The sequence below is a fragment of the Vibrio olivae genome (genome assembly GCF_042428525.1).
Lineage (GTDB): Bacteria > Pseudomonadota > Gammaproteobacteria > Enterobacterales > Vibrionaceae > Vibrio > Vibrio olivae.
Map to the genome: position 1 here is coordinate 394,058 of NZ_JBHMEP010000001.1, position 25,547 is coordinate 419,604.

Here is a 25,547-nt window from a genome sequence, read left to right on the forward strand (position 1 = left end):
ACTTAACGTTAACTATTCTGCTAACAATGGTCCGTATGATAAATATCATCCGGGCCATTTATTTTAGGGACATAAGAATATGAGCTACCAAGAAAAAAATGAAATGTCGCCAATCTTAGACGCGCTAGTACCTATGGTGGTGGAGCAGACTTCTCGAGGTGAACGTTCTTACGATATCTACTCTCGTTTGCTGAAAGAGCGCGTGATTTTCTTAACTGGTCAAGTTGAAGACCACATGGCAAATCTTGTCGTGGCCCAACTGCTTTTCTTAGAGTCAGAAAATCCAGATAAAGATATTTTCTTATACATCAACTCACCAGGCGGTAGTGTGACTGCAGGGATGTCAATTTATGACACCATGCAATTCATTAAACCAAATGTGAGCACAGTGTGTATGGGACAAGCATGCTCAATGGGCGCCTTCTTATTGGCTGGTGGTGCGCCAGGCAAACGCTATGCACTACCAAACTCTCGTGTCATGATTCACCAACCATTAGGTGGGTTCCAAGGCCAAGCGTCTGATATTCAGATTCATGCCCAAGAGATTTTGAGCATTAAACAAAAACTTAACTCTTTACTTGCTGAGCACACAGGTCAGCCGATCGAAGTGATTGAGCGTGATACTGACCGCGACAACTTTATGTCCGGTGAAGACGCAGTGAAATATGGGTTGGTTGACTCAGTATTGACACACCGCGCTGAATAATCGCGCGGATTGTTTAGCGCAATTCAAGCTAATTTGATATACACTCAATCTATAAAGAGTTAAAGGCTAAGAGGTTAGCGAATGACAGATAAAGGCAAAGAGAGCAGTGGTAGTAAGCTTCTTTACTGCTCTTTCTGTGGCAAAAGCCAACACGAAGTTCGCAAATTAATTGCTGGCCCATCCGTTTACATTTGTGATGAATGTGTCGATCTATGTAACGACATCATTCGTGAAGAAATCAAAGATGTTCTTCCTAAGAAACAATCGGAGGCGTTGCCAACGCCACGTGAGATTCGTGAACACCTTGATGATTATGTGATTGGGCAGGATTACGCGAAAAAAGTGTTAGCGGTTGCTGTTTACAACCACTACAAGCGTTTACGAAATGGAGACACCACGAGTGAAGGAGTAGAGCTCGGTAAGAGTAATATTCTTCTCATTGGTCCAACGGGTAGTGGTAAAACATTGCTTGCTGAAACCTTGGCTCGTTTCCTAGACGTACCGTTTACGATGGCAGATGCGACAACCCTGACTGAAGCAGGTTATGTCGGTGAAGATGTCGAAAACATCATTCAGAAACTGCTGCAAAAATGCGATTACGATGTAGCGAAAGCCGAACGCGGTATTGTCTACATTGACGAAATCGACAAGATTTCTCGCAAAGCTGAGAACCCATCAATTACCCGTGATGTGTCTGGCGAAGGTGTTCAGCAAGCACTGCTCAAATTAATTGAGGGTACTGTGGCTTCGGTTCCACCTCAAGGTGGTCGTAAGCATCCTCAACAAGAGTTTTTGCAAGTTGATACGTCGAAGATTCTCTTTATTTGTGGTGGCGCTTTCGCTGGCCTAGATAAAGTGATTGACCAGCGTGTTGCAACAGGTACAGGTATTGGTTTCGGCGCAGAGGTTCGCTCTAAAGATGAGTCTAAGACTGTCGGTGAGCTGTTCATGAAAGTAGAGCCAGAAGATTTGGTCAAATACGGTTTGATTCCAGAATTCATTGGTCGTCTACCGGTCACGACAACATTGACTGAACTTGACGAAGAAGCGTTGATTCAAATCTTGTGCGAACCAAAGAACGCGTTGACCAAACAATACGCTGCGCTATTTGAATTGGAAGATGCCGAGCTAGAGTTCCGTGAAGATGCACTCCGTGCTATCGCTAAAAAAGCAATGGAACGTAAAACTGGTGCTCGTGGACTACGTTCAATCCTTGAAAGTGTCTTACTTGAAACCATGTACGATCTTCCTTCAATGGATGATGTCAGCAAGGTTGTGATTGATGAGTCTGTGATCAAAGGGGAATCTGACCCATTGTTGATTTACAGCAATTCAGACAACCAAGCAGCGGGCGCAGAGTCCTAATTTTCTGACTTAACATCTAAAGGAGGCAATTCAAGCCTCCTTTTTTTTATTCTTCCATTGAATCCAATCAATTAGCCCCCATATACTGCAAAAGAGAGTAAGCGGAAGAGAGATTAATATGAACTTGGAACGTTCCGAACGTGTCGAGATCCCAGTACTACCTCTGCGAGACGTAGTAGTTTACCCGCATATGGTAATTCCTTTGTTTGTTGGTCGTGAGAAATCGATCGCCTGCCTTGACGCAGCGATGGATAACAACAAGCAAGTATTGTTGGTCGCGCAAAAAGAAGCAGATACCGATGAACCGTCAAAAGACGATTTGTTTGAAGTTGGTACCATTGCGACCATTCTGCAATTATTGAAATTGCCAGATGGTACGGTAAAAGTACTGGTTGAAGGCCAGCAACGTGCGAAAATAAATCAATTTATTGACAACGAATTCTTTACGGCGGACGCAGAATATCTCGTGACGCCAGAGCTTGATGAACGTGAGCAAGAAGTGATTGTTCGCAGTGCCATCAATCAATTTGAAGGTTTCATTAAGCTCAATAAGAAGATTCCACCGGAAGTTTTGACCTCACTTAATGGCATTGATGAAGCTGCGCGTCTTGCAGATACCATCGCCGCTCACATGCCATTAAAACTTGCCGATAAGCAGAAAGTTCTGGAAGCTTTGGATGTGACCGAGCGTCTTGAGTTCTTGATGGGGCAAATGGAATCGGAAATTGACTTACTGCAAGTTGAGAAGCGTATCCGTGGCCGCGTGAAGAAGCAGATGGAAAAATCCCAGCGTGAGTACTATTTGAATGAGCAAATGAAAGCCATTCAGAAAGAACTTGGTGAGATGGATGAAGCGCCAGACGAATTTGAAACGCTGAAGCAGAAAATCGAAGAATCGAAGATGCCGCAAGAGGCGCGCGAAAAAACCGAACAAGAGCTGCAAAAGCTAAAAATGATGTCACCAATGTCGGCAGAAGCGACGGTTGTTCGCGGGTATATCGATTGGATGATCGGCGTGCCATGGCACAAGCGCTCAAAAGTTAAGAAGAACTTGGCAAAAGCGGAAGAAGTTCTTAACGAAGACCATTATGGTCTAGAGCGCGTAAAAGATCGCATCCTTGAATACTTAGCGGTGCAAAACCGAATCAACAAGCTTAAAGGGCCTATCCTTTGCTTGGTTGGTCCTCCTGGGGTTGGTAAAACATCTCTTGGACGTTCGATCGCCGCGGCCACAGGGCGTAAATACGTTCGCATGGCTTTAGGTGGGGTACGTGACGAAGCGGAAATTCGTGGTCACCGACGCACTTACATCGGTTCGATGCCAGGTAAGCTGATTCAAAAAATGTCGAAAGTTGGCGTTAAAAACCCACTGTTCCTACTCGATGAAATCGATAAGATGTCGTCGGATATGCGTGGCGACCCTGCTTCTGCATTGCTTGAAGTGCTTGACCCTGAACAAAATAACTCGTTTAACGACCACTACCTTGAAGTTGACTACGATTTATCAGATGTGATGTTTGTTGCGACTTCAAACTCGATGAATATTCCAGGGCCACTACTGGATCGTATGGAAGTCATTCGTCTTTCTGGGTATACCGAAGATGAGAAGCTAAACATTGCTAAACGTCACTTGGTAGAGAAACAGATTAAACGTAATGGTTTGAAACCGAATGAAATCGTGCTTGAGGATTCCGCCATTATTGGTGTTATCCGTTATTACACTCGTGAAGCAGGCGTACGTAATCTTGAACGTGAGATTTCAAAAATTTGCCGTAAGGCGGTTAAGAACATCTTGCTCGATAAAGATCTGAAGAGTGTTACAGTCAATATGGACAACCTTCAAGAGTATCTTGGTGTTCAACGTTTTGACTACGGTAAAGCGGATGACAGCAACCGGATCGGCCAAGTTACTGGTCTCGCCTGGACGGAAGTCGGTGGTGACCTGCTGACTATCGAAACTCAATCGATGCCAGGTAAAGGCAAGCTAACGCAAACCGGTTCTCTTGGTGATGTGATGCAGGAGTCAATCCAAGCGGCAATGACGGTTGTACGTTCTCGCGCCGAGAAATTAGGCATCAACGAAGATTTCTACGAAAAACGAGATATTCACGTTCACGTACCAGAAGGCGCCACGCCTAAAGATGGTCCAAGTGCGGGTATCGCAATGTGTACTGCTCTCGTTTCAAGCTTAACAGGTAACCCTGTGAAAGCTGAAGTCGCTATGACGGGTGAGATTACTCTGCGTGGTGAAGTATTACCGATTGGTGGTTTGAAAGAGAAGCTTCTCGCTGCGCATCGCGGCGGCATCAAAACCGTACTGATTCCGAAAGACAACGAGCGTGATTTGAAGGATATTCCGGATAATGTCATCGCTGATCTTAAGGTGATTCCAGTACAATGGATTGATGAAGTTTTGACGGTAGCATTAGAGCGACACCCCGCAGGTGTTGAGCTAGACGTCGTAAAATAGTGATATGTAGCAAAAATAAGTAAAAGATTACGCTGATAAGTCCAAAAAAGGCTTGTCAGCGTTTTTTTTGGACGCTAACTTTAGCGAGTATAGCGTGAAGCCTTGATATATAAGGTTTTGCGTTATCTTTGAAACTTAATGGAACGACCGTCACCAAAAAAAATAATAATTGGTGACCTAAAGGGGAATCACAGTGAATAAAACACAATTAGTAGAAAAAATTGCTGGCAACGCAGACATCTCTAAAGCGTCAGCGGGTCGTGCGCTTGACGCATTCATCGAAGCAGTAAGTGATACGCTTCAATCTGGTGACCAAGTAGCGCTTGTTGGTTTTGGTACTTTTAGTGTACGTACTCGTGCTGCACGTACTGGCCGTAATCCTAAAACTGGCGAAGAAATCCAAATCGCAGAAGCGAAAGTTCCATCATTCAAAGCTGGTAAAGCACTTAAAGACGCTTGTAACTAATAAAATGGCCGTAACGGCTAATTTTTTAGAACCTTTTTAAATTATGCGCATCATACTGATGCGCATTTCTTTTTCTGGTATCATCGCGCTATTAATTTTTGAGATATTAAAGCTTCGTACCTACAAGCCCTCAATGGGTACAGCAATCTTCCTGGAGAGTAGTTAAATTATGATGGAGCGGTTACGCGAAGGCGTGAATAGCATCGCGGTAAAAATTATTTTAGGACTGATTATCCTATCTTTTGTTTTTGCTGGTATAGGCAGTTACTTGGTCAGTGGTAGCAATAACGCAGCGGCAAAAGTCGGTAATTCCGAAATCGGTCGTGGTGAGTTTGAGCAAGCGTATCAAAACGAACGCAACCGCATGCAATCGCAACTCGGTGACTACTTTTCCAATCTTTTGGGCGACCCTGAATACGTCGCTTCATTCCGTAAATCAGTGTTGGACCGTTTGATTAACGACCGCCTACTTCAGCAGCATGCGGAGTCATTAGGTCTGCGTGTTAGTGATGCGCAAGTTCGTCAAATGATTCTTGATATGCCACAGTTCCAGACCGATGGTGAATTTGATCAGCAAATTTATCAATCAGCGTTACGCCGAGCAGGGTATACACCAGAGAACTTTGCTGAATATTTACGCCAAGATTTGGTTCGTAACCAGCTATTATCAGCGATTCAAGGCAGTGATTTCTCATTGCAAAGTGAAGTCGAAGCGCAAGGTAAGCTGATCACTCAAACACGCGACATTCGTTCGTTAACGCTTAACATTGACGACTACGCGGCAAAAATCTCTCCAACTGACGACGAAGTACAAGCGTATTACGACGAACATCAGGATGATTATACCCGCCCAGAACAGATGAAAATTGCGTATGTTGAACTGTCAGCAGATCAGTTGAAAGACAACGTTGCAGTGACGGATGAAGATGCGAAAGCATACTACAACGAACATCTTGATAAATATTCAACGGCGGAACAACGTAAAGTGAGCCATATTTTGGTTCAAGGGGATGATGAAGAAAAAGCCCAAGCCATTCTTGACCAACTGAATAACGGCGCTGACTTTACTGCTGTGGCTAAAGAGCAATCTGAAGATGTCGGTAGTGCAGAACAAGGTGGTTCGCTTGGTTGGATTGAGCACGATGTGATGGATCCTGCATTTGAAGAGGCTGCCTTTTCGCTCGAAAACGTAGGTGATGTATCTGGCCTAGTAAAATCTTCGTTTGGATACCACATTATTAAACTCGACGATGTTAAAGCGCCAGAGTCAAAACCATTCGATGACGTTAAGTCTGACATTGTTGCTGAGTTATCAGAACAGCAAGCGCTTGATACATACTATGAGCTGCAAAATGAGTTAGAAACAGTGGCTTTTGAAAGCCCTGATTCGCTAGATGAAGCGGCTAAAGTGATTGGACAGCCAATCAAAGAGACTGATTTTGTTTCAGAGCAAGACGCGCCAGAGCTATTGACTGCACCACAAATTCTCGATGCGCTCAATACCGTGGAAGTGAAAGAAGATGGCTTAAACTCAGAAGTGCTGGAAGTGGCTCCTGAGCATGTCATCGTTGTTCGAGTAAACGATCTCCGCCCAGAAACAGTGCTGCCTCTCGAAGAGGTTCGTGATGACGTAGTCGCCGCGATTGCCGATGACCAAGGTCAAGAACAAGCAATGGAGCTTGCCGATAAGCTGGTTACAGCATTAGAAAAAGGCGACGATAGTGTGCTTGAGCAAAATGGGGTGGCTTTCGGGGAACTTGAGAAAATTGACCGTAGTTCCCCACTAGCAGAACGTGTGTTCTCTATGCCAAAACCGAGTGATGATACTAAGCACTATGCACAAACTCAAGACGCTGACGGTAATGTGGTGATCGTAGAGTTAGATAATGTAGAAGCAAACGTCGATTCTGAAATGAACGAACGTATTGGACAGCAAATGGTGCAGATGAGTGCCCAGCAAGACTTAAACGGCTTACTTAATATTTTGCGTAACAATACGGATATCGAGTATTACGCGGTGGGGCAGTAATCACCTGCTGATGTAATATTTAAATATATCAATAAGGGTCGCATTCGCGGCCCTTATTATTTTGAGGGTGAAGTGGTGGAGAGTGGGCTATTTCCTAATTAGGTTATTGATAACCGCTGTATAACCCAACTAAGGAAAGACCATGAAACAGCCACTCAACTTCCATATCATCAAGCCATTACTGATTCTTTTGCTCACTTTCCCGCTTTTTAACCTCGCTCACGCTCAAGAGGAAAACCCTAAGCAAGCAGGGATAGAAATCACGGTGAATATTAACCAAGCCAGCGCTGAAGAACTTTCTGCTCTTTTGACCGGAATTGGCATGTCAAAAGCGCAAGCGATCGTTGATTACCGACAGAAAAACGGACAATTTGCAGCGGCTGAAGATCTGACCAAAGTTAAAGGTATTGGTGCTTCAATTTTAGAAAAGAACCTTGAGCGAATTAAACTGTAAAATTTTCAGCCAGTGTTTGGCTGGCTGAACACTTCAATTCCATTCTAAATCCCATTCTTACTGGCACCCGCCTACCATTCGCATTATAATTCATTGCCGCGACCAACTAGGAAAATAGAAGCCTAGATAATAATGAAAGTGGAGTAAAAGATGTCCTCACAAACACCGGTAATTACGGTAGATGGACCAAGTGGTGCAGGCAAAGGCACCCTTTGTATGTTATTGGCGAAACAACTCAATTTTAATTTGTTAGACTCTGGCGCGATATATCGCGTTCTCGCTTTAGCAGCCTTACATCATGGGGTTGATGTTGAGTCGGAAGACGCCTTAGTTCCTTTAGCAACTCATCTTGATGTCCAATTTATTGCTGAAGGTGACTTAGTTAAGGTTATTCTCGAAGGCGAAGATGTCTCTGGAGAATTGCGTAAAGAAGAGACTGGCATGGCTGCATCGAAAGTGGCTGCCTTTCCGCGAGTTCGTGAAGCATTGCTGCGTCGTCAGCGAGCGTTCGCAGATGGTCAAGGTTTGGTCGCAGATGGTCGAGATATGGGCACCATCGTATTCCCAGAAGCCCAAGCAAAAATATTCCTAGATGCAAGTGCTGAAGAAAGGGCGGCTCGCCGTATGAAGCAGTTGCAAGACAAGGGGCTAGATGTTAAATTTGACGCCCTTTTAAGCGAGATCCAAGAAAGGGATGATCGTGATCGTAACCGCCCTGTTGCGCCTTTGCGCCCTGCGGACGATGCATTAGTACTCGATTCAACCTCCTTGTCTATCGACGAGGTCGTGGTTCAAGCACTACAATATATAGAATCTAAACTGGCAAGCTCACTATAAAGCTTGTCTGATAGAGCGTTGGTCGCAAGGATGATGACTGGCGAATTTAATAACCCCATGTGGTAGGACACCCGTGGACGTTTAATTTATTGAAGATTAACTAAATGACTGAATCTTTTGCTCAACTCTTTGAAGAGTTTCTAAACGAAACTGAATTTCAACAAGGCAGCATCGTTAAAGGTACTGTAGTAGCTATCGAGAACGGTTTCGTTCTTGTTGACGCTGGTCTTAAATCTGAGTCTGCTATCCCAGCTGAACAATTCAAGAACGCTGCAGGCGAACTTGAAGTTGAAGTTGGCGCTGAAGTAGACGTAGCTCTAGACGCTGTTGAAGATGGTTTCGGTGAAACTCAACTTTCTCGTGAGAAAGCGAAACGTCACGAAGCTTGGATCGTTCTTGAGAAAGCATACGAAGAAGCTGAAACTGTTGTTGGTATCATCAACGGTAAAGTGAAAGGCGGTTTCACTGTTGAACTAAACGGTATCCGTGCTTTCCTTCCTGGTTCTCTAGTAGACGTACGTCCTATCCGTGACACTGCTCACCTAGAAAACAAAGAGCTAGAGTTCAAAGTAATCAAGCTAGACCAGAAGCGTAACAACGTTGTTGTTTCTCGTCGCGCAGTAATCGAATCTGAGAACAGCGTAGAACGTGAAGAGCTTCTAGAAACTCTACAAGAAGGTAGCGAAGTTAAAGGTATCGTTAAGAACCTTACTGACTACGGTGCGTTCGTAGACCTAGGTGGTGTTGATGGTCTTCTACACATCACTGACATGGCTTGGAAACGCGTTAAACACCCATCTGAGATCGTTAACGTTGGTGATGAAATCACTGTTAAAGTTCTTAAGTTCGACCGTGAGCGTACTCGTGTATCTCTAGGTCTGAAACAGCTAGGTGAAGATCCATGGGTAGCAATCGCTAAGCGTTACCCAGAAGGTCACAAACTAACTGGTCGCGTTACTAACCTAACTGATTACGGCTGCTTCGTAGAAATCGAAGAAGGCGTTGAAGGTCTAGTACACGTTTCTGAAATGGATTGGACTAACAAGAACATCCACCCATCTAAAGTTGTTAATGTTGGCGACGAAGTTGAGGTTATGGTTCTTGAAATCGACGAAGAACGTCGTCGTATCTCTCTAGGTCTGAAACAGTGTAAAGCTAACCCATGGCAATCTTTCGCTGAAGCGCAAGCTAAAGGCGACAAAGTAACTGGTAAGATCAAGTCTATCACTGACTTCGGTATCTTTATCGGTCTTGATGGCGGCATCGATGGTCTAGTTCACCTATCTGACATCTCTTGGAACGTTCCAGGTGAAGAAGCAGTACGTGAATTCAAGAAAGGCGACGAAATCTCTGCAGTAGTTCTAGCTGTAGATGCAGAGCGTGAGCGCATTTCTCTAGGCATCAAGCAAATGGAAAACGACCCATTCAATGCTTACGTTGCTGACAACAAGAAAGGTACTCTAGTTAACGGTACTGTGACTGCTGTTGATGCTAAAGGCGCAACAATTGAACTTGAAGAAGGCGTAGAAGGTTACATCCGCGTTTCTGAAATTTCACGTGACCGCGTTGAAGATGCTTCTCTAATCTTGAGTGTTGGTGATAGCGTTGAAGCGAAATTTACTGGCGTTGACCGTAAAAACCGCGTAATCAACCTATCTATCAAAGCGAAAGACGAAGCTGAAGAGCAAGAAGCAATGGCAACACTGAACCAAGACGAAGGTGGTTTCGGTAACGCTATGGCTGACGCATTTAAAGCTGCAAAAGGTGAATAATTTCACTTTTTGATCAAAAAGGAGCCTTAGGGCTCCTTTTTTATTTCCCGCAAACCTAACAATATTTGTACAAATTATGACAGGAATTGTTATGCAGCTTGGACAAAAAACGCTAGAATTATACCCAAGTGTTTGTTGGAATTGATATTACTTACTATAATAAGTGATAAATTACTCTAAGAGGGAAACTATGACTAAGTCTGAATTAATTGAAAGACTCTGTGCTGAGCAAACACATCTTTCGGCGAAAGAGATTGAAGACGCAGTTAAAGATATTTTGGAGCACATGGCATCAACACTGGAACGTGGAGACAGAATCGAAATTCGCGGTTTCGGTAGTTTCTCTCTTCATTACCGCGAACCACGTGTCGGCCGTAACCCAAAAACTGGGGATAAAGTGGAGTTAGAAGGTAAATTTGTGCCTCACTTCAAGCCTGGTAAAGAGCTACGTGAGCGAGTGAATGAATCTCTCTAGCTGATCTTTGCAATGATACACCAAAAGGCGGCATACTATCGTGTGCCGTTTTTTTATGGTATCGATACGTAATATTCTCATGGTTTGTTACGAACTTTTACTGCATAATCTTATCCGCTACTTTGCTAAGGTGATGGAACATGAAAATTATAAAAATCATAGCTGTGCTTGCTCTTTTCCTTATCGCTCTGGCGCTTGGATCTCAGAACCAAGATGTCGTGACTTTCAATTATTTGCTTGCACAGGGTGAGTTCCACCTATCTACATTACTTGGTGTTGTGTTTGTGATTGGTTTCGCTATCGCATGGCTAATCTTTGGTGGTTTGCATTTGAAATCTCGCATGCAAGTTCGCAAACTCAATAAACAGTTGAAGAAACTCTCAGCCATTACTGACAAAGCTGAGGAGCAAAAAAAAGCATAAATTACACACGGATAGGCACAATACTCAATGCTTGAAATACTCTTCTTGTTACTGCCGATTGCCGCCGCCTATGGCTGGTACATGGGGAATCGCAGTGCTCAGCAAGATAAGCAGAAGCAGTCCAACCAGATATCACGTCAATATGTGACAGGTCTGAACCTATTACTTTCAGACCAATCCGATAAAGCGGTTGATCACTTTATCGAGCTGCTACAGGTCGATAATGAGACCATAGATACCCACTTAGCGCTAGGGAACTTGTTTCGTTCGCGCGGAGAGGTTGATCGCGCTATTCGTATTCACCAGAACTTGATTTCACGTTCAGGGTTAACCATTGATCAAAAAAATATTGCGCTGCAACAGTTAGCCAAAGATTACATGGTGTCCGGGTTTCTTGACCGAGCAGAAAAAATCTTTGAGCAACTTGTTGATGAACCCGATCACAAAGAAGCGGCGCTATATCAACTTGTTTCGATTTATCAGCAAACCCGAGAATGGGAAAAAGCGATTCACTACGCCAGTATTTTGGTAAAAGCCGGTAAGCGACGTATGCGCTCTGCGATTGGTCACTTCTGGTGTGAGTTAGCCATGCAGCAGCAAGCTGATGGCCATAATGAAAAAGCCATTCAATACTTCAAAAAGGCATTACAAGAAGATAAGCGTTGCGTGCGCGCAAGTATTGCACTCGGCAAACTTTATCTAGGGCGCCAAGACTATCAACAAACGGTCGAGTATCTGACTCAAGTTTTGGAGCAGGATTCTGACTTCATCAGCGAAGTTTTGCCAACGCTGGCCGATTGTTATCATCATCTAGGGCAAGAAGACCAGTTGCTGGACTTTCTCCGTCAATGTATCGCGAGTAAGGCCGGTGTGTCTGCGGAGTTAATGCTCGCCCAATTGGTGGCGCAGCATGAAGGCGCAGGTGCTGCTCAAGAAATGTTGACTCGCCAACTGGTGAAGAACCCGACAATGAAAGGTTTTTACCGTCTAATGGATTACCATTTGCTTGAGGCGGAAGAAGGCCGTGCTAAAGAGAGTTTAGGGACGTTACAAAAGCTCGTTGGTGAGCAATTGAAAGTAAAACCTCATTACCGTTGCCGTAAATGTGGGTTCTCAACGCACTCGTTATATTGGCACTGTCCTTCCTGTAAAGGGTGGGGGACCATTAAGCCAATTCGAGGATTGGATGGTGAATAATTTTTGAAATGCAGCTACGACGTTAGCTGCATTTTTTTGACCAATTGTAAAAAGCACTCTCGTGCACAAATCATTGATGTAGAAGTTTTAATTAATGGGAGATGAAATGACCGACCAGAAAGTAATCGTGGCATTAGATTATGCAAATCAAGCAGACGCATTAGCATTTGTCGATAAGATTGATCCAAATTCCTGCCGCTTAAAAGTGGGCAAAGAGATGTTCACTCTGTTTGGTCCTGATTTTGTAAAACAACTTCATCAACGTGGTTTCTCGGTATTTTTGGACTTAAAATTTCATGATATTCCTAATACATGTTCTAAAGCCGTACGAGCTGCTGCGGAGCTTGGTGTGTGGATGGTCAATGTGCACGCGAGTGGCGGAGAGCGCATGATGCAAGCATCGCGTGAGATACTTGAGCCTTATGGCGCACAGCGTCCTCTCCTCATTGGTGTAACAGTGCTGACGAGTATGGAACAGTCTGACCTTAACGGTATTGGTATTGACGTGACGCCGCAACAGCAGGTTCAGCGTTTGGCGACCTTAACTAAAAATTCTGGCCTAGACGGCGTTGTTTGCTCGGCTCAAGAGGCGAGTATGCTTAAAGCCGAATTAGGCGCTGACTTTAAGTTGGTTACGCCAGGGATTCGACCTGCGGGGTCTGAGGTGGGCGACCAGCGCCGCATTATGACGCCAGTTGAAGCGATGTCTGCTGGATCTGATTACCTTGTGATTGGCCGGCCGATTACTCAGGCGCAAGACCCTCAAGGTGTTTTGCAGCAAATTAATGCCTCGTTAGCTTAATGTTAACTTAACAAAGAAAGCCCTTTACGGGCTTTCTTTTTATCGAGTTGGAGAACCACTGTGAAACTTAAAATCGTTATCTGGCGATGAGATCAGTTCGGCTTCTACCTGCCTAAAATGCTGTATTCTTGGTGTAATATCATCGTTAGATATAGACTGGGCGAGCGCTAAATAGTCCTGATAATGTCTCGCTTCAGAACGAAGAAGAGACACATAAAACTTGCCAATTTCTTCGCTGAGGTAAGGCGCCAGTTTGGCAAATCTTTCGCAGGATCTCGCCTCGATAAATGCGCCAATCACCAGTTTATCTACCAACGCTTCGGGCTCATATGTTCGAACATGTTTAATCATTCCTTTCGCATAACGTGAAGCAGGAATGGGTTCATAGACAAAGCCATTATCTTCGATAATTTCCAGTACTTGATAGAAATGATGTAGCTCCTCTCGAATCAGCAAGACCATTTTATCGATCATATCTTGTCCATAAGGGCAGCCTGCTCTTGGCTTAATTAATTTTGATAGTGTGTTTTTGCCTTTTAGACTCTCACGATCTCCAATTAATTTGTACGCGTACTGCTCATAGGGAGCGACAAGCTGAGTGATGCTCTCTATGCCTTCTGGTGTTAGCGCGTAGCGCTTGAGGAGAAACACAGCGCTTTGAGCCGCTTTTAATTCACACAATAAGTGATCGCGAAGGATAATCGGTAAACTTGTCGGCTTTTTGGCTTGTTCAATCCAAGCTTCAGGCGTTGTACAACCGAGAAACTGATGAATGGGAGTTAAGAGTTCTTGATACATGATACTGGTTTATTTAACAAAGCTGGCGCGAGTTTATCATGGATAAAAAGCGGAGGTGAATTAAGTACAGTATGGGCCGGGTAATCGACAGCGGTGAAATCAAAAAAGCCGCCCAAGTTCGGCGGCTTTTACTGTGTAAGTTTGGATAATCTACCACTTTTTCTTTTCGCCAAAAAGGGCGTCCATATCGTCTTGGCGTTCTTTTTCTTCAATCTGTTGTAACTGCTCTGCACTTCGGCTTTGACGTTTTTGCTCAAGTTCATCTAGCATCGCTTGAAGTTTGTCACGAGCTTGGAGTGAGTAGTTATCATTTTTTGTAGAAAGAACATCTAAGCCTTTCCGCAACAGTTGCAATGCGGTGCCTGGCTGACCACGTACGATGGCATCTTTTGAGCGTTTAATGACGTTTTCAATGTTGATGCGTGTCTGAATGGTTTCAAGCCGGCCGTTTTCCGCAACATAAGCTTGAGTATCAAAGCGGCCTTTATTGTGTTCTGAGCGAATAGTATCTCGAAGGCGTTTAACCAACTTCAGCATGACAATGGCTTGTTTATCACTACTTGGGACTTTAAAGGCACTGCTATCACCGCCTTGGTAATTTTCTTGCAGTTGCTTAATTTGTTGCTTTACTGATTCTACGCGCTGTTCCAATTGACGATTTTTAGGGTCTAGCTCGTACATATTGGTGAGTGCGTCTAAAATTCGATTATTCAAACAGACCAAAAGTTCTTTACTGTATGGGAGGTGATGGGCGTGGCCAATCAGTTCTTCCGTTGCGTCGATAATAGCGACATAACGAGCACTCTCTTGTTTTCGAGCACTTTCTGCTTTGACCTTATATTGCAACATAATGTTGTAACCAAGGATAAGCACTAGCAAGACAACAACTAGAGCAATAATAAGAGCTATATTCATAAATCCCATAATTTCAATTCAACCGGCTAATACTAAGGATACACTATCCTATTAAAACACTGCAGTTATAAATAAAATCAATCGTATCACCCTTTTTATTAGTTAAGCGATGTAAACCGTAGTTCTGGAAGCTTTTCTGAGCGATGGATTACAAATAAGTGGCTAATTACGTGATTTTGTTTACTTAATCAACAGTCTCAATGATTTTTACTATTAATTTAGTTTAATCGGCGTTATAACTAAATATTATAAACTATGTTCTCCAACCAAAGAAACACTCAACGCCTACGAGGTCGGTAATGAAGTTACAGCAGCTGAAGTATATTGTTGAAGTCGTCAACCATAACCTGAACGTGTCCGCGACGGCCGAAAGTCTATATACTTCCCAGCCAGGGATAAGTAAGCAAGTCAGATTGTTGGAAGATGAGCTCGGCATTCAGATTTTCGAACGTAGTGGCAAGCATCTTACCCAAGTCACTTCAGCGGGTGAAGACATTATTCGCATTTCCCAAGAGATTTTGTCGCGTGTTGAGAGTATCAAGGCAGTGGCTGGTGAACATACCCATCCAGAAATGGGTACTCTCAATATATCAACGACTCATACTCAAGCTCGCTATGCACTACCTGAAGTTATAAAAGGGTTTACGACTCGCTACCCTAAAGTCTCTTTGCATATGCATCAGGGCACCCCAACTCAGCTTTCAGAGGCGATTGCCAAAGGCACTGCGAACTTTGCGATTGCGACTGAAGCGCTCCATCTGTATCAAGATGCGGTGATGCTGCCTTGTTATCACTGGAATCGGTCAATTGTGGTTCCTAAAGGCCATGCATTGGCGCAAAAAGACAAAGTCACGATTGAAGAGTTAGCGGCTTATCCTCTTGTAACCTATGTCTTTGGATTTACAGGGCGTTCTGAACTGGATACTGCTTTTAATCGCGTTGGTCTCACCCCTAAAGTTGTATTTACCGCCACTGACGCAGACGTCATTAAAACGTACGTCAAAATGGGAATGGGCGTTGGTGTGATAGCCAGTATGGCAATCGATGAAAAACAAGATACCGATTTGGTGGCGATTGATGCCAGCCATATTTTTGGTGCCAGTACGACGAGTATCGGTTTTCGTCGCGGAACATTTTTACGGTCCTATATGTTTGATTTTATGGAACGTTTTGCTCCGCATTTGACCCGTCCTGTGGTTGAACAGGCGATTTCTCTCAAGTCTAATGCAGAAATCGAGGAAATGTTTAAAGATATTGAATTGCCAGTTCGCTAGTAATAACGCTTTGTGCTCGCCGTATCACCCCTTAAAATGCACTCTGTTTTGAGGGGGATGTATGCAAAATAGATTAGCGTTTCTTGACGCATTTTTAATTCAACATCAAACGCTGTGGCGTTTTGAACCTTTTCAGCTCTCTCGACATCCCGCTTACCCTTGGCAGGGTAGTCATCATGAGCTTTGCCAATGGTTAGACAGATTATCATTTCCCGAGGTCGATGCGCTTTTGGCGTCTGAGGCTGATTTGCTACGGCATCTTGCGCCTTATATTCAGGACCTACAACAAGCGGCAAAGTATACTGAATTCGCAACGATTCATTCGGCGTTGCCTGCACTTTCTTCGGTTTTAGACAACGGTATACCCGGACGTAAACTCTCGCAGATTCAAGCACTAAGCGCTCATGCATTGTCATCGTCATTCGGTGACAGTTGGCTAGAGTGGTGTGCGGGGAAAGGATTTTTGGGGCGTCAACTGTGTGTGCACTCTTTAAAGCCGGTGCTGAGTCTCGAGTACCAACAGGGGTTATGCGATGCAGGAGAGACGCTGGTGAATACGCTGGGTATTACTGGGCAGCAATTTCAGCAGATGGATGTTCTGTCAGAGGAGGTCGACGCGTTTGTGCAGCCTTCTCAACATGCGGTTGCTCTCCATGCTTGTGGTGATCTTCATCAAACGTTATTGCGTAAGGTGGTTGAGCGTGGTTTGGTGGCCACGACGATTTCTCCTTGTTGTTATCATCTAACAGCGTCTGAATCATACCAACCATTGTCATTGTATGGCCAAGCCTCAAGCCTAAACCTCACGCGGCAAGAGTTACGAATTCCACTGCAGCAAACCGTCACCGGTGGTGAACGAGTTAAGCGCCATCGCCAGCAAGAAATGATCTTTCGACTCGGGTTTGATGAATTGCTGCGCGCCGAACTGGGGTATCAACAATATTTACCTATTCCTAGCATCAAAAAATCGTTACTCAGCCAGGGCTTTGAGGCATTTTGCCGCTGGGCTGCAGAGCAAAAAGAGCTCACCCTTCCTAATCAACAGTTTGAGCATTACCAACAGTTGGGCCAGCAACGTTTTGAGCGTATGGAAAAGCTCAGCTTGGTGCAGTCGGCTTTCAAACGGATTTTGGAAGTATGGCTTGTGTTGGACAAGGCCTTGTATCTGCAAGAGCATGGCTATCAAGTCGCGGTGAATGTGTTTTGTTCGCGCGAGGTCACCCCACGAAATTTGGTGATTCAGGCAACAAAGCCAAGTGAATAACTACATAACTCTCTTTTTTGTTATATCAAGCTAAAAACCTGCTTCCCTTTAGATAAACTTATTGGTAATAATGAAGTTAAGTGCAGGAAACGTGCACTCAACTAATAATTATATAACACAACATTAATAAATTGCTTAAATCAAGGAGTTAAGATGAAAGCAACCAAAGCTATTGCGACGGCCGTTCTCGCTGGCGCAGCGTTACTCTCCTCGACCAGCATTATGGCGGAAACCGCTAAAGTCGCTGTATCACAGATCGTAGAACACCCAGCTCTTGACGCAACTCGACAAGGTCTTTTGGATGGCCTGAAAGCGAAAGGTTACGTAGAGGGTGAAAATCTAGAATTTGAATATAAAACTGCGCAGGGTAACCCAGCGATTGCTGTGCAGATCGCTCGCCAATTTGTTGGTGAAAACCCCGATGTGCTAGTTGGTATTGCAACACCGACTGCTCAAGCCTTGGTGTCGGCTACCCGTTCCATTCCCGTTGTCTTTACGGCCGTCACAGACCCTGTCGGTGCGAAGTTGGTGAAAACCCTTAAGCAGCCGGGTAAAAATGTTACAGGCCTTTCTGATTTGTCGCCTGTTGAGCAGCACGTGGAATTAATCAAAGAACTTTTACCGAACGTGAAATCGATTGGTGTGGTTTATAATCCAGGCGAAGCGAACGCGGTTAGCCTGATGGAACTTCTGAAGCAATCAACGGAAAAACACGGTTTAAAGCTAGTTGAAGCGACGGCGTTAAAAAGCGCGGATGTGCAATCAGCAACCCAAGCGATCTCGGAAAAATCCGATGTTATTTACGCGCTTATCGATAATACCGTTGCCAGCGCAATTGAAGGTATGATCGTGGCTGCCAATCAATCCAAAACCCCAGTATTTGGCGCTGCAACCTCGTATGTTGAGCGTGGTGCTATCGCCAGCCTTGGTTTCGACTACTACCAAATTGGGGTGCAAACCGCCGATTACGTCGCTGCGATTCTTGAAGGCAAGGAGCCTGGCTCACTCGATGTCGAAGTGGCAAAAGGGTCTGATTTGGTTATCAATAAAACGGCTGCTGACAAGCTTGGTATGACGATCCCTCAATCCGTTCTGGACCGCGCGACCAGCGTAAAATAACAAGTGATGATTATCGGCATGGCAACATGCCGACTTATTAAGCAGAAAAGGGAGTCGTTATGTCTGCTTTTGCGTTTTTTGGGGCCCTGGAAATTGGCCTCATATACGGTTTAGTCGCGTTAGGCGTCTATCTTACCTTTCGAGTTCTCGATTTTCCTGATTTAAGTGTCGACGGTAGTTTTCCGATGGGCGCCGCTGTCGCTGCGACAGCAATTGTTGCAGGAGTTAACCCATGGCTCGCAACCTTATTAGCGATGGTTGCGGGTGCCATGACAGGATGGGTGACTGCCTATCTAACGGTTCGTTGGGGCATTCTAAATCTACTTGCTTCTATCTTAACCATGATTGCTGCATTTTCGATCAATATTCGCATCATGGGACGACCAAACTTAGCTTTATTGGGTGAAGAGACGATTCTAACGCCCTTTGAGGCGATGGGGGATCCCATGTACATTCGCCCGCTTGTGGTGGCGATACTGGTGTTTCTCTCCGCGGTGTTTGTCGTGAGGTTGCTTAACAGTGATTTTGGGTTGGGGCTCAGAGCTACCGGGGTTAATGCACGTATGGTTGCCGCTCAAGGCGCAAGTACAGCGTTTTATACATACTTTTGCCTCGCCTTATCCAACGGTTTTGTCGGCTTTGCGGGAGCGCTGTTTGCTCAAACCAACAGTTTTGCTGACGTAACTTCCGGAGTGGGGACCATTGTGGTCGGCTTAGCCGCTGTGATTTTGGGTCAAACACTCATCCCTGGGCGTAAAATCTGGGTTGCGGTGATAGCGGTCATTGTTGGCTCGGTCCTTTACCGTCTTGCGGTCGCGTTTGCGTTGAGTTCAGGTATGTTTGGCTTACAAGCCTCTGATCTCAATTTGGTGACCGCTGTATTGGTTGCTATCGCGTTGATTGCACCACGACTGAAAGGAAACCTTTCATCAAAAAAGCGTAGAGCGCCTGCTCAAAGTGAAGTGGTCTCTAAGCAGGTGAAAACGTCGGGAGAAAAAGCATGATTCGTTTAGAAGATATTCAAGTGACCTTCAATCCAGGCACGATCCTAGAAAATAAAGCGTTACGCGGCGTTTCGTTGGAAGTGCCGGAACATCAATTTTTAACGGTGATTGGCTCAAACGGCGCAGGTAAATCGACGTTACTTGGCGCGGTTACTGGAGAAACCCCCATGGTCGGCGGCAACGTTATCATCAATAATCTTGATGTGACTAAACAAAGGGTTGACCAACGAGCGCAGCAGTGCGCACGCGTATTTCAAGATCCATTGGCAGGAACGTGCGGTGCACTGACTATTGAAGAAAATATGGCGATGGCTTACATGCGTGGCAAGAAACGCGGTTGGAGCATGTCATTATCATCAAAACGTCGTAAGTTATTTCAGGAGCGTATCAGCATACTCGGGTTAGGTTTAGAAGACCGACTGGGGGATAGTATCGGGCTATTATCTGGCGGGCAGCGTCAGGCTGTTAGCCTCGTTATGGCCACGCTTTCGGACAGTAAACTATTGCTGCTTGATGAGCACACGGCTGCGCTCGATCCACGTATGGCGGCGTTTATCATTGATTTGACGAAAACGATCATTAATGAGTTTAATCTGACGGTGATGATGGTGACTCACTCAATGAAAGATGCACTTGCGTGTGGTGACCGTACCGTTATGCTTCATCAAGGACAAATTGTTCTGGACGTTGCTGGCGAGCAGCGGGCAAATATGGGCGTACCTGACTTACTCGAAATGTTTAGTAAAGTTCGAGGCGAGGAACTGACGGACGACAGCTTGCTACTTAGTTAGTGTGATGTTTACCTGCTTCTGACATTGCATTATTACAACTTGTGAGACCATTGGCTGATTTTTAATACAAGGCTCATTGACTGCTTTAGGCTGTTGATGAGTTTTATTTTTTCTATAGGTCAGTGTGATAATGAATGTTCAAAGACATTTCAGCCTACAATTTGTCTTTTTGGTCCCAGCGCTGTTGTCATTAGTTATTCTGTCCTTAGCGATCACCAATTATTATCAGACGGTAAACCGTTATATTGATGTAGAGTATTCCCGAATTCAGCGCGCTTTAATTCGTTCGACAAAGGCGGTCGCCGCAATTGATTATAGCTTTGCAGCCTTTAAAGAAAAGAGAAGTGATCTATTCTTAAAGCACAGTCGCATAGTGGAAGATGGTTTGTGCCGTATGTGGCCTATTGATGCTTTGTTGACTGGTCAGCAAGGAACGATGGTTGCTTCACCGTTAAAAGAACTTAACTACATGATGGTGGGCTCGCCTGAAATGTGCGACCCGCAAAACCCGCTTTATCGCCGAGCTTCCCAACAGGTGGCGATGGCACCCATGCTCTCTTTCCTTCATGATTTCGACTCTTATCTTTTCGGTGTGCACTTTATCGACCGTGAAGGTTACGTTTTTTCCTCACCGGACACGCTGTCAAAAAATATTACCAAACAATTACTCGATACGATTCGAGCTCGTTCTTATTGGATAGAAGCGGCTAAAAGTGAGCCACAGATCTCCCTTGTTGGGCCCAGTACATCACGCATTATTACTAAACGTATTCTTAGTCTCGTTGTGCCTTTTTTCTTCAAAGAACAATATCAAGGCATGATCTCCCTGGATATTGACGCGCCCAAATTACTGCAAAACAGCCAAGTATTGGCCAGCAATATTCGTATCATCAACACCCGTGATGAAACTATTCCTTTTAGCGCCCGTAGGGTACACAAGGTTGAGCTTCCTGAGGTGCAAACTCACCATGCGCTGTATTATCAAATTGATTGGGGAAGTGAAGTTCAGCGCTTTTTTGCGCTCGAAAAATATAGCCTAATCGTAATTGCGTTTATCTATATGCTGTCAGTGATTGTTTTGTTTTATGTGAACAGCAATATGGAGCGTAGCCATTTTAAAGCGCTGGCGGCTAAGGATCCGATGACTGGATTGCTGAATCGTCGTGGCTTAGAGGACTTTTGGCGCAATACGCTTAAGTCGGGTGATATTGCTCTGGCGGTGCTGGATATCGATAATTTCAAATCGATTAACGATACCTATGGCCACGATATCGGAGACAAAGTCATTTGCTACATGGCGGATAAAATCGAACACAATATTCGCGGCACCGATGCGGCGGCGCGTTTTGGCGGTGAAGAGTTTGTGATTTATTTGACTTGTGGTGACCGCGACCAAATGCAAACCATTATGCAACGTATCAAACAGCAAATTTGTGAAGATTCACACTTGATTATAAACGGCGGATTTACCGTTTCTGGTGGGGTTAAGGTAACGCGAGTTTCTGAACGTAGCGACTTTGAAAAACTGTTCAAAGCCGCGGATGAAAAATTGTATATTGCGAAAACGTCTGGCAAGAATCAGTTGGTGTTTTAAGCGCAAGCCGTTAACTGAGCATGAATGTCGGTGATGGTATCGACAATTGGTGCTGCTTTATTATAACGACGAATTGAGCGGAACAGTTCATCTGCTTGCTGATATTCTTGGCGTAAGTACGAAAGCCATTGCTTAATTCGGTTTGGATAATACAGTCCTTTATCCCCTTTAATCTCATAACGTGAGTAGGCGATCATCAAGCGAACAACATCGTGCCATGGCATTGATGAATGGTTATATTTCACCATATTGCCAAGGTTAGGAATATTAAATGCGCCGCGGCACACCATGAGAGAGTCAACCCCCGTCGTTTCAAGGCATCGCTGTCCATCTTCATATCCCCAAATTTCGCCATTAGCGATCAGCGGAATTTGATGGCGTTGACGAATTTGGCGGATGTATTCCCACTTGATGTGCTCCGCTTTGTATCCTGCCATCTTGGTACGAGCGTGAACGGTAAGCTCGTTTGCTCCTGCCTGTTCAACGGCGTCAACAATTTCAAAGCAGTCATCCGGATTTTCCCATCCTAAACGGATTTTCGCTGTAACGGGAATATCATCAGGAACCGCATCGCGGCAAGCTTTGACCACTTGATGGACGATTTCTGGATGCTGAAGTAGGGCAGCCCCTCCTTTGCTTTTATTGACCGTTTTCGCAGGGCAACCGAAATTAATATCAATGCCTTTGGCACCAAGCTCTGCGGCAAAGTGAGCATTCTCTGCCATCCATTTAGGATCTTGTCCGAGTAACTGTAAGTGAACAGGAACGCCCGATTTGGTCATGGAGCCATGTTCAAGTTCAGGACATAGACGATGGAATACGTGGGCGGGCAGTTTTTGGTCGACAACACGAACGAACTCCGTCACACAAAGATCATAGTCATTAATCTCGGTGAGTAGTTCGCGCATTAAATGGTCTAAAACGCCCTCCATCGGGCCTAAAACAAGTCGCATGGATTGTCCCTCTAAAATCAGACGCAAGATTCTAGAGGGAATGCGAACGAATGTCACCCTATTCAGTGACCTCGAAGGCTGGCTTTGGTTATAATGGCGCTAAGTTAGATCATAAAAGCGATACCCAATGAGTTATTCTCTCGTTAGCATTCCCCAAACCGCCGAGCTGGATGAATCCGAATATTTTATTGAAGGCGCAATCTTAGCTGCCAACATTAGCCGCGAACCGCTGGACCCAAATACATGGCTAACGCCACTTTTTGGTGACCAAAGTTCGTTGGTAGCCGAAAAGGTAACAGAGCAGATTCACCAACAGTATCATGCGCTTAAGCGCAGTGATTACTCGTTACTCGACCTTGTGCATTACCCACAAAGTCAAGAGCCATTAGCGGATTTCGCTGAAGGATTTATGCAAGTTTGGCCAGTCGTCGAGCCTTTGTGGCAACAAGCAACGTTAGCTGATGGTACGGCGCGAATGCTTCAAGCGTTACTGACAGTGATGATGCTCGCGATTGATGAAGAGCAAACGCAGCAGCAAATGAAACAAGCTGGATTTGAGCATCCTCCGGCATTATCAGAGTTGGCGCCTCAACTTGATTTAATGATTAATGAAGTCGCGTTAGCAGCAGATGAAGCATTAATGGGTGGAAAATCGCAAAGTGTGAACCCATATAAACAGACAGGGCGTAATGATCCATGCCCTTGTGGTAGCGGCAAGAAGTTTAAGCAATGCTGTGGGAACTAAACCACAAAATTTTTACCTAACGCGATCATATCGCTGAATAACTCAGTGAAAAATGCATTGAAAATAAAGGCGTTAGCCAACGGAGCGAATTGAATGAAGAAATTGTTAGCGTTATTTTTTGTGAGTATGAGTGCAATCGCTGCGCCGAAAGACGTATTAAACCAACGTTTGCAATTGACCGAGGGTTTCAGTGCCGACTTTTCTCAAACCGTGACTGCGCCGGACGGGGAAGTGGTCATGGAAGGTGAAGGCCAAGTTGAAATTGCACGTCCAAGCCTCTTTCGCTGGACCACGACTCAACCGGATGAGAACATTCTTGTTTCCGATGGTAAAACGTTGTGGTACTACAGCCCATTTATTGAGCAAGTTAGTATCTACTGGCAGGAGCAAGCGACTGAGCAGACACCGTTTGTGCTCCTGACACGTAATCGTGCCAGTGATTGGGACAACTACAACGTGACGCAAGACGGAGATGTGTTCACCCTGACTCCAACCGCTGCTGATAGTAACCAAGGCCAATTCAAGTTAGAAATTGGCGCTAAAGGCGTTGTAAAAGGTTTTGGGGTCATTGAGCAAGATGGTCAGCGCAGCCAGTTCACGTTTGATAACGTGGATCTTTCCACACCAAGCAAAGATCGCTTCACCTTTGAGATTCCACAAGGCGTCGAGGTGGACGACCAAAGGGATTAATGTTGAGTAATTACACATTAGATTTTTCCGGCGACGAAGATTTTTGTCCTCTTGCTGCCCGAATGCGGCCGCAAACCATCGAGCAATACATTGGTCAGCAACATTTGTTGGCGCCTGGAAAACCGCTGCGCAAGGCATTGGAAGGCGGACATATTCACTCGATGATTTTGTGGGGGCCTCCTGGAACAGGAAAGACAACCTTAGCGGAAGTCGCAGCAAACTACGCCAATGCGGAAGTTGAACGAGTTTCAGCCGTGACTTCGGGTGTGAAAGACATTCGTGCGGCGATTGATAAAGCGCGAGAAAACAAAATGGCGGGACGTCGCACCATCTTATTTGTTGATGAGGTGCATCGCTTTAATAAGTCGCAGCAAGACGCATTTTTACCTCATATCGAAGATGGAACAGTCACCTTTATCGGCGCAACGACGGAAAATCCATCGTTCGAGCTCAATAACGCTCTGCTTTCACGTGCGCGTGTTTACAAATTGACCTCACTATCGAACGCAGAAATACGTCAGGCGCTTGATCAAGCGGTTGCTGATCAACAGCGCGGATTGGGTGCTCAACCAGCCAGGTTTGTCGATGATGTCCTTGATAGGTTATCTGAACTGGTCAACGGGGACGCGCGCATGTCACTCAATTACCTTGAGCTACTGTTTGATATGGCGCAAGAGAATGAGCAAGGTGACAAAGTCATTACCCTTGATCTGCTGGCCCAAGTGGCGGGAGAGAAAGTCGCACGTTTTGATAATAAAGGTGACGTTTGGTATGACTTGATCTCAGCAGTTCACAAATCCATTCGTGGTTCCAACCCCGATGCTGCGCTGTACTGGGCGGCTCGCATGATGACGGCGGGCTGTGATCCGTTATATATCGTTCGTCGCTTGTTGGCTATCGCCTCAGAAGATATCGGCAATGCAGATCCTAGAGCGATGCAGGTGGCGATCACGGCGTGGGACTGTTTTACGCGTATTGGGCCTGCTGAAGGTGAGCGGGCGATTGCTCAAGCGATTGTTTACTTGGCCTGCGCGCCGAAAAGTAATGCGGTTTATCAGGCCTGGAAACAAGCGATGGATGACGCCATCAATCTGCCTGAGTACGAAGTACCTCACCATCTTCGTAACGCCCCGACAAGCTTAATGAAAGAAATGGGCTACGGTGCAGAATATCGTTATGCTCACGACGAACCCGGAGCATATGCCGCTGGTGAGCGTTATCTTCCTTCGGAAATGACCGGAAAACGCTACTATCAGCCGACAAATCGTGGGTTAGAAACGAAAATTGGCGAAAAGTTAGATTACTTGGCTAGTTTAGACGCAAATAGCCCACAAAAGCGCTATGAAAATTAGTGGCTTTTGGGTATCGTTAAACGATCAATTATTTCAATAATGCGTGAACGGTT

Annotated in this window: 24 protein-coding genes; 21 read left to right on the top strand and 3 right to left on the bottom strand. The window is 45.1% G+C overall.

Annotated features, from left to right (window positions below; translation table 11 throughout):
- Nucleotides 1-79: 79 nt before the first annotated feature.
- From clpP to pyrF, 12 genes are all read left to right on the top strand, one after another.
- Entirely contained in the window at nucleotides 80-706 is a 627-nt protein-coding gene (clpP, locus tag ACFFUV_RS01890) for an ATP-dependent Clp endopeptidase proteolytic subunit ClpP (RefSeq protein ID WP_390189242.1), read from the top strand.
- A gap of 81 nt (nucleotides 707-787) precedes the next feature.
- Nucleotides 788-2,071 carry an ATP-dependent protease ATP-binding subunit ClpX gene (gene clpX / locus ACFFUV_RS01895; RefSeq protein WP_390189244.1) on the top strand — a complete coding sequence of 428 codons (1,284 nt, stop codon included), beginning with the start codon at nucleotides 788-790 and terminating at the stop codon, nucleotides 2,069-2,071.
- A gap of 118 nt (nucleotides 2,072-2,189) precedes the next feature.
- Nucleotides 2,190-4,541, top strand: a complete 2,352-nt coding sequence (lon, locus tag ACFFUV_RS01900) for an endopeptidase La (protein ID WP_390189245.1) — start codon at nucleotides 2,190-2,192, stop codon at nucleotides 4,539-4,541.
- 193 nt (nucleotides 4,542-4,734) lie between these two features.
- Nucleotides 4,735-5,007: a non-specific DNA-binding protein Hbs gene (gene hbs, locus ACFFUV_RS01905; protein WP_390189246.1), complete on the top strand. Its 273-nt coding sequence runs from the start codon at nucleotides 4,735-4,737 to the stop codon at nucleotides 5,005-5,007.
- 169 nt (nucleotides 5,008-5,176) lie between these two features.
- Nucleotides 5,177-7,036 (top strand): peptidylprolyl isomerase, encoded by a 1,860-nt coding sequence (ppiD, locus tag ACFFUV_RS01910; protein WP_390189249.1) that lies wholly within the window; start codon nucleotides 5,177-5,179, stop codon nucleotides 7,034-7,036.
- Between the two features lie 142 nt (nucleotides 7,037-7,178).
- Nucleotides 7,179-7,490 (top strand): ComEA family DNA-binding protein, encoded by a 312-nt coding sequence (locus ACFFUV_RS01915; protein ID WP_390189250.1) that lies wholly within the window; start codon nucleotides 7,179-7,181, stop codon nucleotides 7,488-7,490.
- Nucleotides 7,491-7,640: 150 nt separating this feature from the next.
- On the top strand, nucleotides 7,641-8,327 hold the full coding sequence (gene cmk, locus ACFFUV_RS01920; RefSeq protein ID WP_390189252.1) for a (d)CMP kinase: 687 nt from the start codon (nucleotides 7,641-7,643) through the stop codon (nucleotides 8,325-8,327).
- 104 nt (nucleotides 8,328-8,431) lie between these two features.
- Nucleotides 8,432-10,099: a 30S ribosomal protein S1 gene (rpsA, locus tag ACFFUV_RS01925; protein WP_390189254.1), complete on the top strand. Its 1,668-nt coding sequence runs from the start codon at nucleotides 8,432-8,434 to the stop codon at nucleotides 10,097-10,099.
- A 190-nt stretch (nucleotides 10,100-10,289) separates the two neighbouring features.
- On the top strand, nucleotides 10,290-10,574 hold the full coding sequence (ihfB, locus tag ACFFUV_RS01930) for an integration host factor subunit beta (RefSeq protein ID WP_390189256.1): 285 nt from the start codon (nucleotides 10,290-10,292) through the stop codon (nucleotides 10,572-10,574).
- A 140-nt stretch (nucleotides 10,575-10,714) separates the two neighbouring features.
- Nucleotides 10,715-10,996 (top strand): LapA family protein, encoded by a 282-nt coding sequence (locus ACFFUV_RS01935; protein ID WP_390189257.1) that lies wholly within the window; start codon nucleotides 10,715-10,717, stop codon nucleotides 10,994-10,996.
- A gap of 27 nt (nucleotides 10,997-11,023) precedes the next feature.
- Nucleotides 11,024-12,193 carry a lipopolysaccharide assembly protein LapB gene (lapB, locus tag ACFFUV_RS01940; protein ID WP_390189259.1) on the top strand — a complete coding sequence of 390 codons (1,170 nt, stop codon included), beginning with the start codon at nucleotides 11,024-11,026 and terminating at the stop codon, nucleotides 12,191-12,193.
- A 106-nt stretch (nucleotides 12,194-12,299) separates the two neighbouring features.
- Nucleotides 12,300-12,995 carry an orotidine-5'-phosphate decarboxylase gene (gene pyrF / locus ACFFUV_RS01945; protein WP_390189261.1) on the top strand — a complete coding sequence of 232 codons (696 nt, stop codon included), beginning with the start codon at nucleotides 12,300-12,302 and terminating at the stop codon, nucleotides 12,993-12,995.
- Nucleotides 12,996-13,034: 39 nt separating this feature from the next.
- Here the strand turns inward: pyrF and miaE are convergent, their stop codons facing one another.
- Together miaE and ACFFUV_RS01955 are read right to left on the bottom strand one after the other, a co-directional pair.
- Nucleotides 13,035-13,793, bottom strand: a complete 759-nt coding sequence (gene miaE, locus ACFFUV_RS01950) for a tRNA isopentenyl-2-thiomethyl-A-37 hydroxylase MiaE (protein WP_390189262.1) — start codon at nucleotides 13,791-13,793, stop codon at nucleotides 13,035-13,037.
- A gap of 150 nt (nucleotides 13,794-13,943) precedes the next feature.
- Nucleotides 13,944-14,708: a DNA repair protein gene (locus tag ACFFUV_RS01955; protein ID WP_390189264.1), complete on the bottom strand. Its 765-nt coding sequence runs from the start codon at nucleotides 14,706-14,708 to the stop codon at nucleotides 13,944-13,946.
- A gap of 299 nt (nucleotides 14,709-15,007) precedes the next feature.
- Here ACFFUV_RS01955 and cysB point away from each other — a divergent pair, with 299 nt between their 5' ends.
- The 6 genes from cysB (at nucleotide 15,008) to ACFFUV_RS01985 (ending at nucleotide 21,754) form a co-directional block, all read left to right on the top strand.
- The gene (gene cysB / locus ACFFUV_RS01960; protein WP_390189265.1) at nucleotides 15,008-15,982 is read left to right on the top strand and encodes an HTH-type transcriptional regulator CysB; all 975 of its coding nucleotides are present in this window, start codon (nucleotides 15,008-15,010) and stop codon (nucleotides 15,980-15,982) included.
- Nucleotides 15,983-16,043: 61 nt separating this feature from the next.
- Nucleotides 16,044-17,246, top strand: coding sequence for a methyltransferase (locus ACFFUV_RS01965; RefSeq protein WP_390189266.1), 1,203 nt, complete (start codon nucleotides 16,044-16,046; stop codon nucleotides 17,244-17,246).
- A gap of 153 nt (nucleotides 17,247-17,399) precedes the next feature.
- Nucleotides 17,400-18,365: an ABC transporter substrate-binding protein gene (locus ACFFUV_RS01970; RefSeq protein WP_390189267.1), complete on the top strand. Its 966-nt coding sequence runs from the start codon at nucleotides 17,400-17,402 to the stop codon at nucleotides 18,363-18,365.
- 59 nt (nucleotides 18,366-18,424) lie between these two features.
- Nucleotides 18,425-19,369 (top strand): ABC transporter permease, encoded by a 945-nt coding sequence (locus ACFFUV_RS01975; protein ID WP_390189269.1) that lies wholly within the window; start codon nucleotides 18,425-18,427, stop codon nucleotides 19,367-19,369.
- Nucleotides 19,366-20,160, top strand: coding sequence for an ABC transporter ATP-binding protein (locus tag ACFFUV_RS01980; RefSeq protein ID WP_390189270.1), 795 nt, complete (start codon nucleotides 19,366-19,368; stop codon nucleotides 20,158-20,160). Before ACFFUV_RS01975 ends, ACFFUV_RS01980 begins: the two co-directional genes overlap by 4 nt.
- 130 nt (nucleotides 20,161-20,290) lie before the next feature.
- Nucleotides 20,291-21,754, top strand: a complete 1,464-nt coding sequence (locus ACFFUV_RS01985) for a sensor domain-containing diguanylate cyclase (protein ID WP_390189272.1) — start codon at nucleotides 20,291-20,293, stop codon at nucleotides 21,752-21,754.
- Here the strand turns inward: ACFFUV_RS01985 and dusC are convergent.
- Entirely contained in the window at nucleotides 21,751-22,707 is a 957-nt protein-coding gene (gene dusC, locus ACFFUV_RS01990) for a tRNA dihydrouridine(16) synthase DusC (protein ID WP_390189274.1), read from the bottom strand. The two genes, ACFFUV_RS01985 and dusC, sit on opposite strands and share 4 nt — an antisense overlap.
- Nucleotides 22,708-22,834: 127 nt before the next feature.
- Between dusC and ACFFUV_RS01995 the strand changes: the two genes are divergently transcribed.
- From ACFFUV_RS01995 to ACFFUV_RS02005, 3 genes are all read left to right on the top strand, one after another.
- Nucleotides 22,835-23,452 (top strand): SEC-C metal-binding domain-containing protein, encoded by a 618-nt coding sequence (locus ACFFUV_RS01995; RefSeq protein ID WP_390189276.1) that lies wholly within the window; start codon nucleotides 22,835-22,837, stop codon nucleotides 23,450-23,452.
- Nucleotides 23,453-23,545: 93 nt separating this feature from the next.
- Nucleotides 23,546-24,142 (top strand): outer membrane lipoprotein periplasmic chaperone LolA, encoded by a 597-nt coding sequence (lolA, locus tag ACFFUV_RS02000; protein WP_390189279.1) that lies wholly within the window; start codon nucleotides 23,546-23,548, stop codon nucleotides 24,140-24,142.
- Between the two features lie 2 nt (nucleotides 24,143-24,144).
- Nucleotides 24,145-25,494 carry a replication-associated recombination protein A gene (locus ACFFUV_RS02005; RefSeq protein ID WP_390191808.1) on the top strand — a complete coding sequence of 450 codons (1,350 nt, stop codon included), beginning with the start codon at nucleotides 24,145-24,147 and terminating at the stop codon, nucleotides 25,492-25,494.
- Nucleotides 25,495-25,547: the final 53 nt, after the last annotated feature.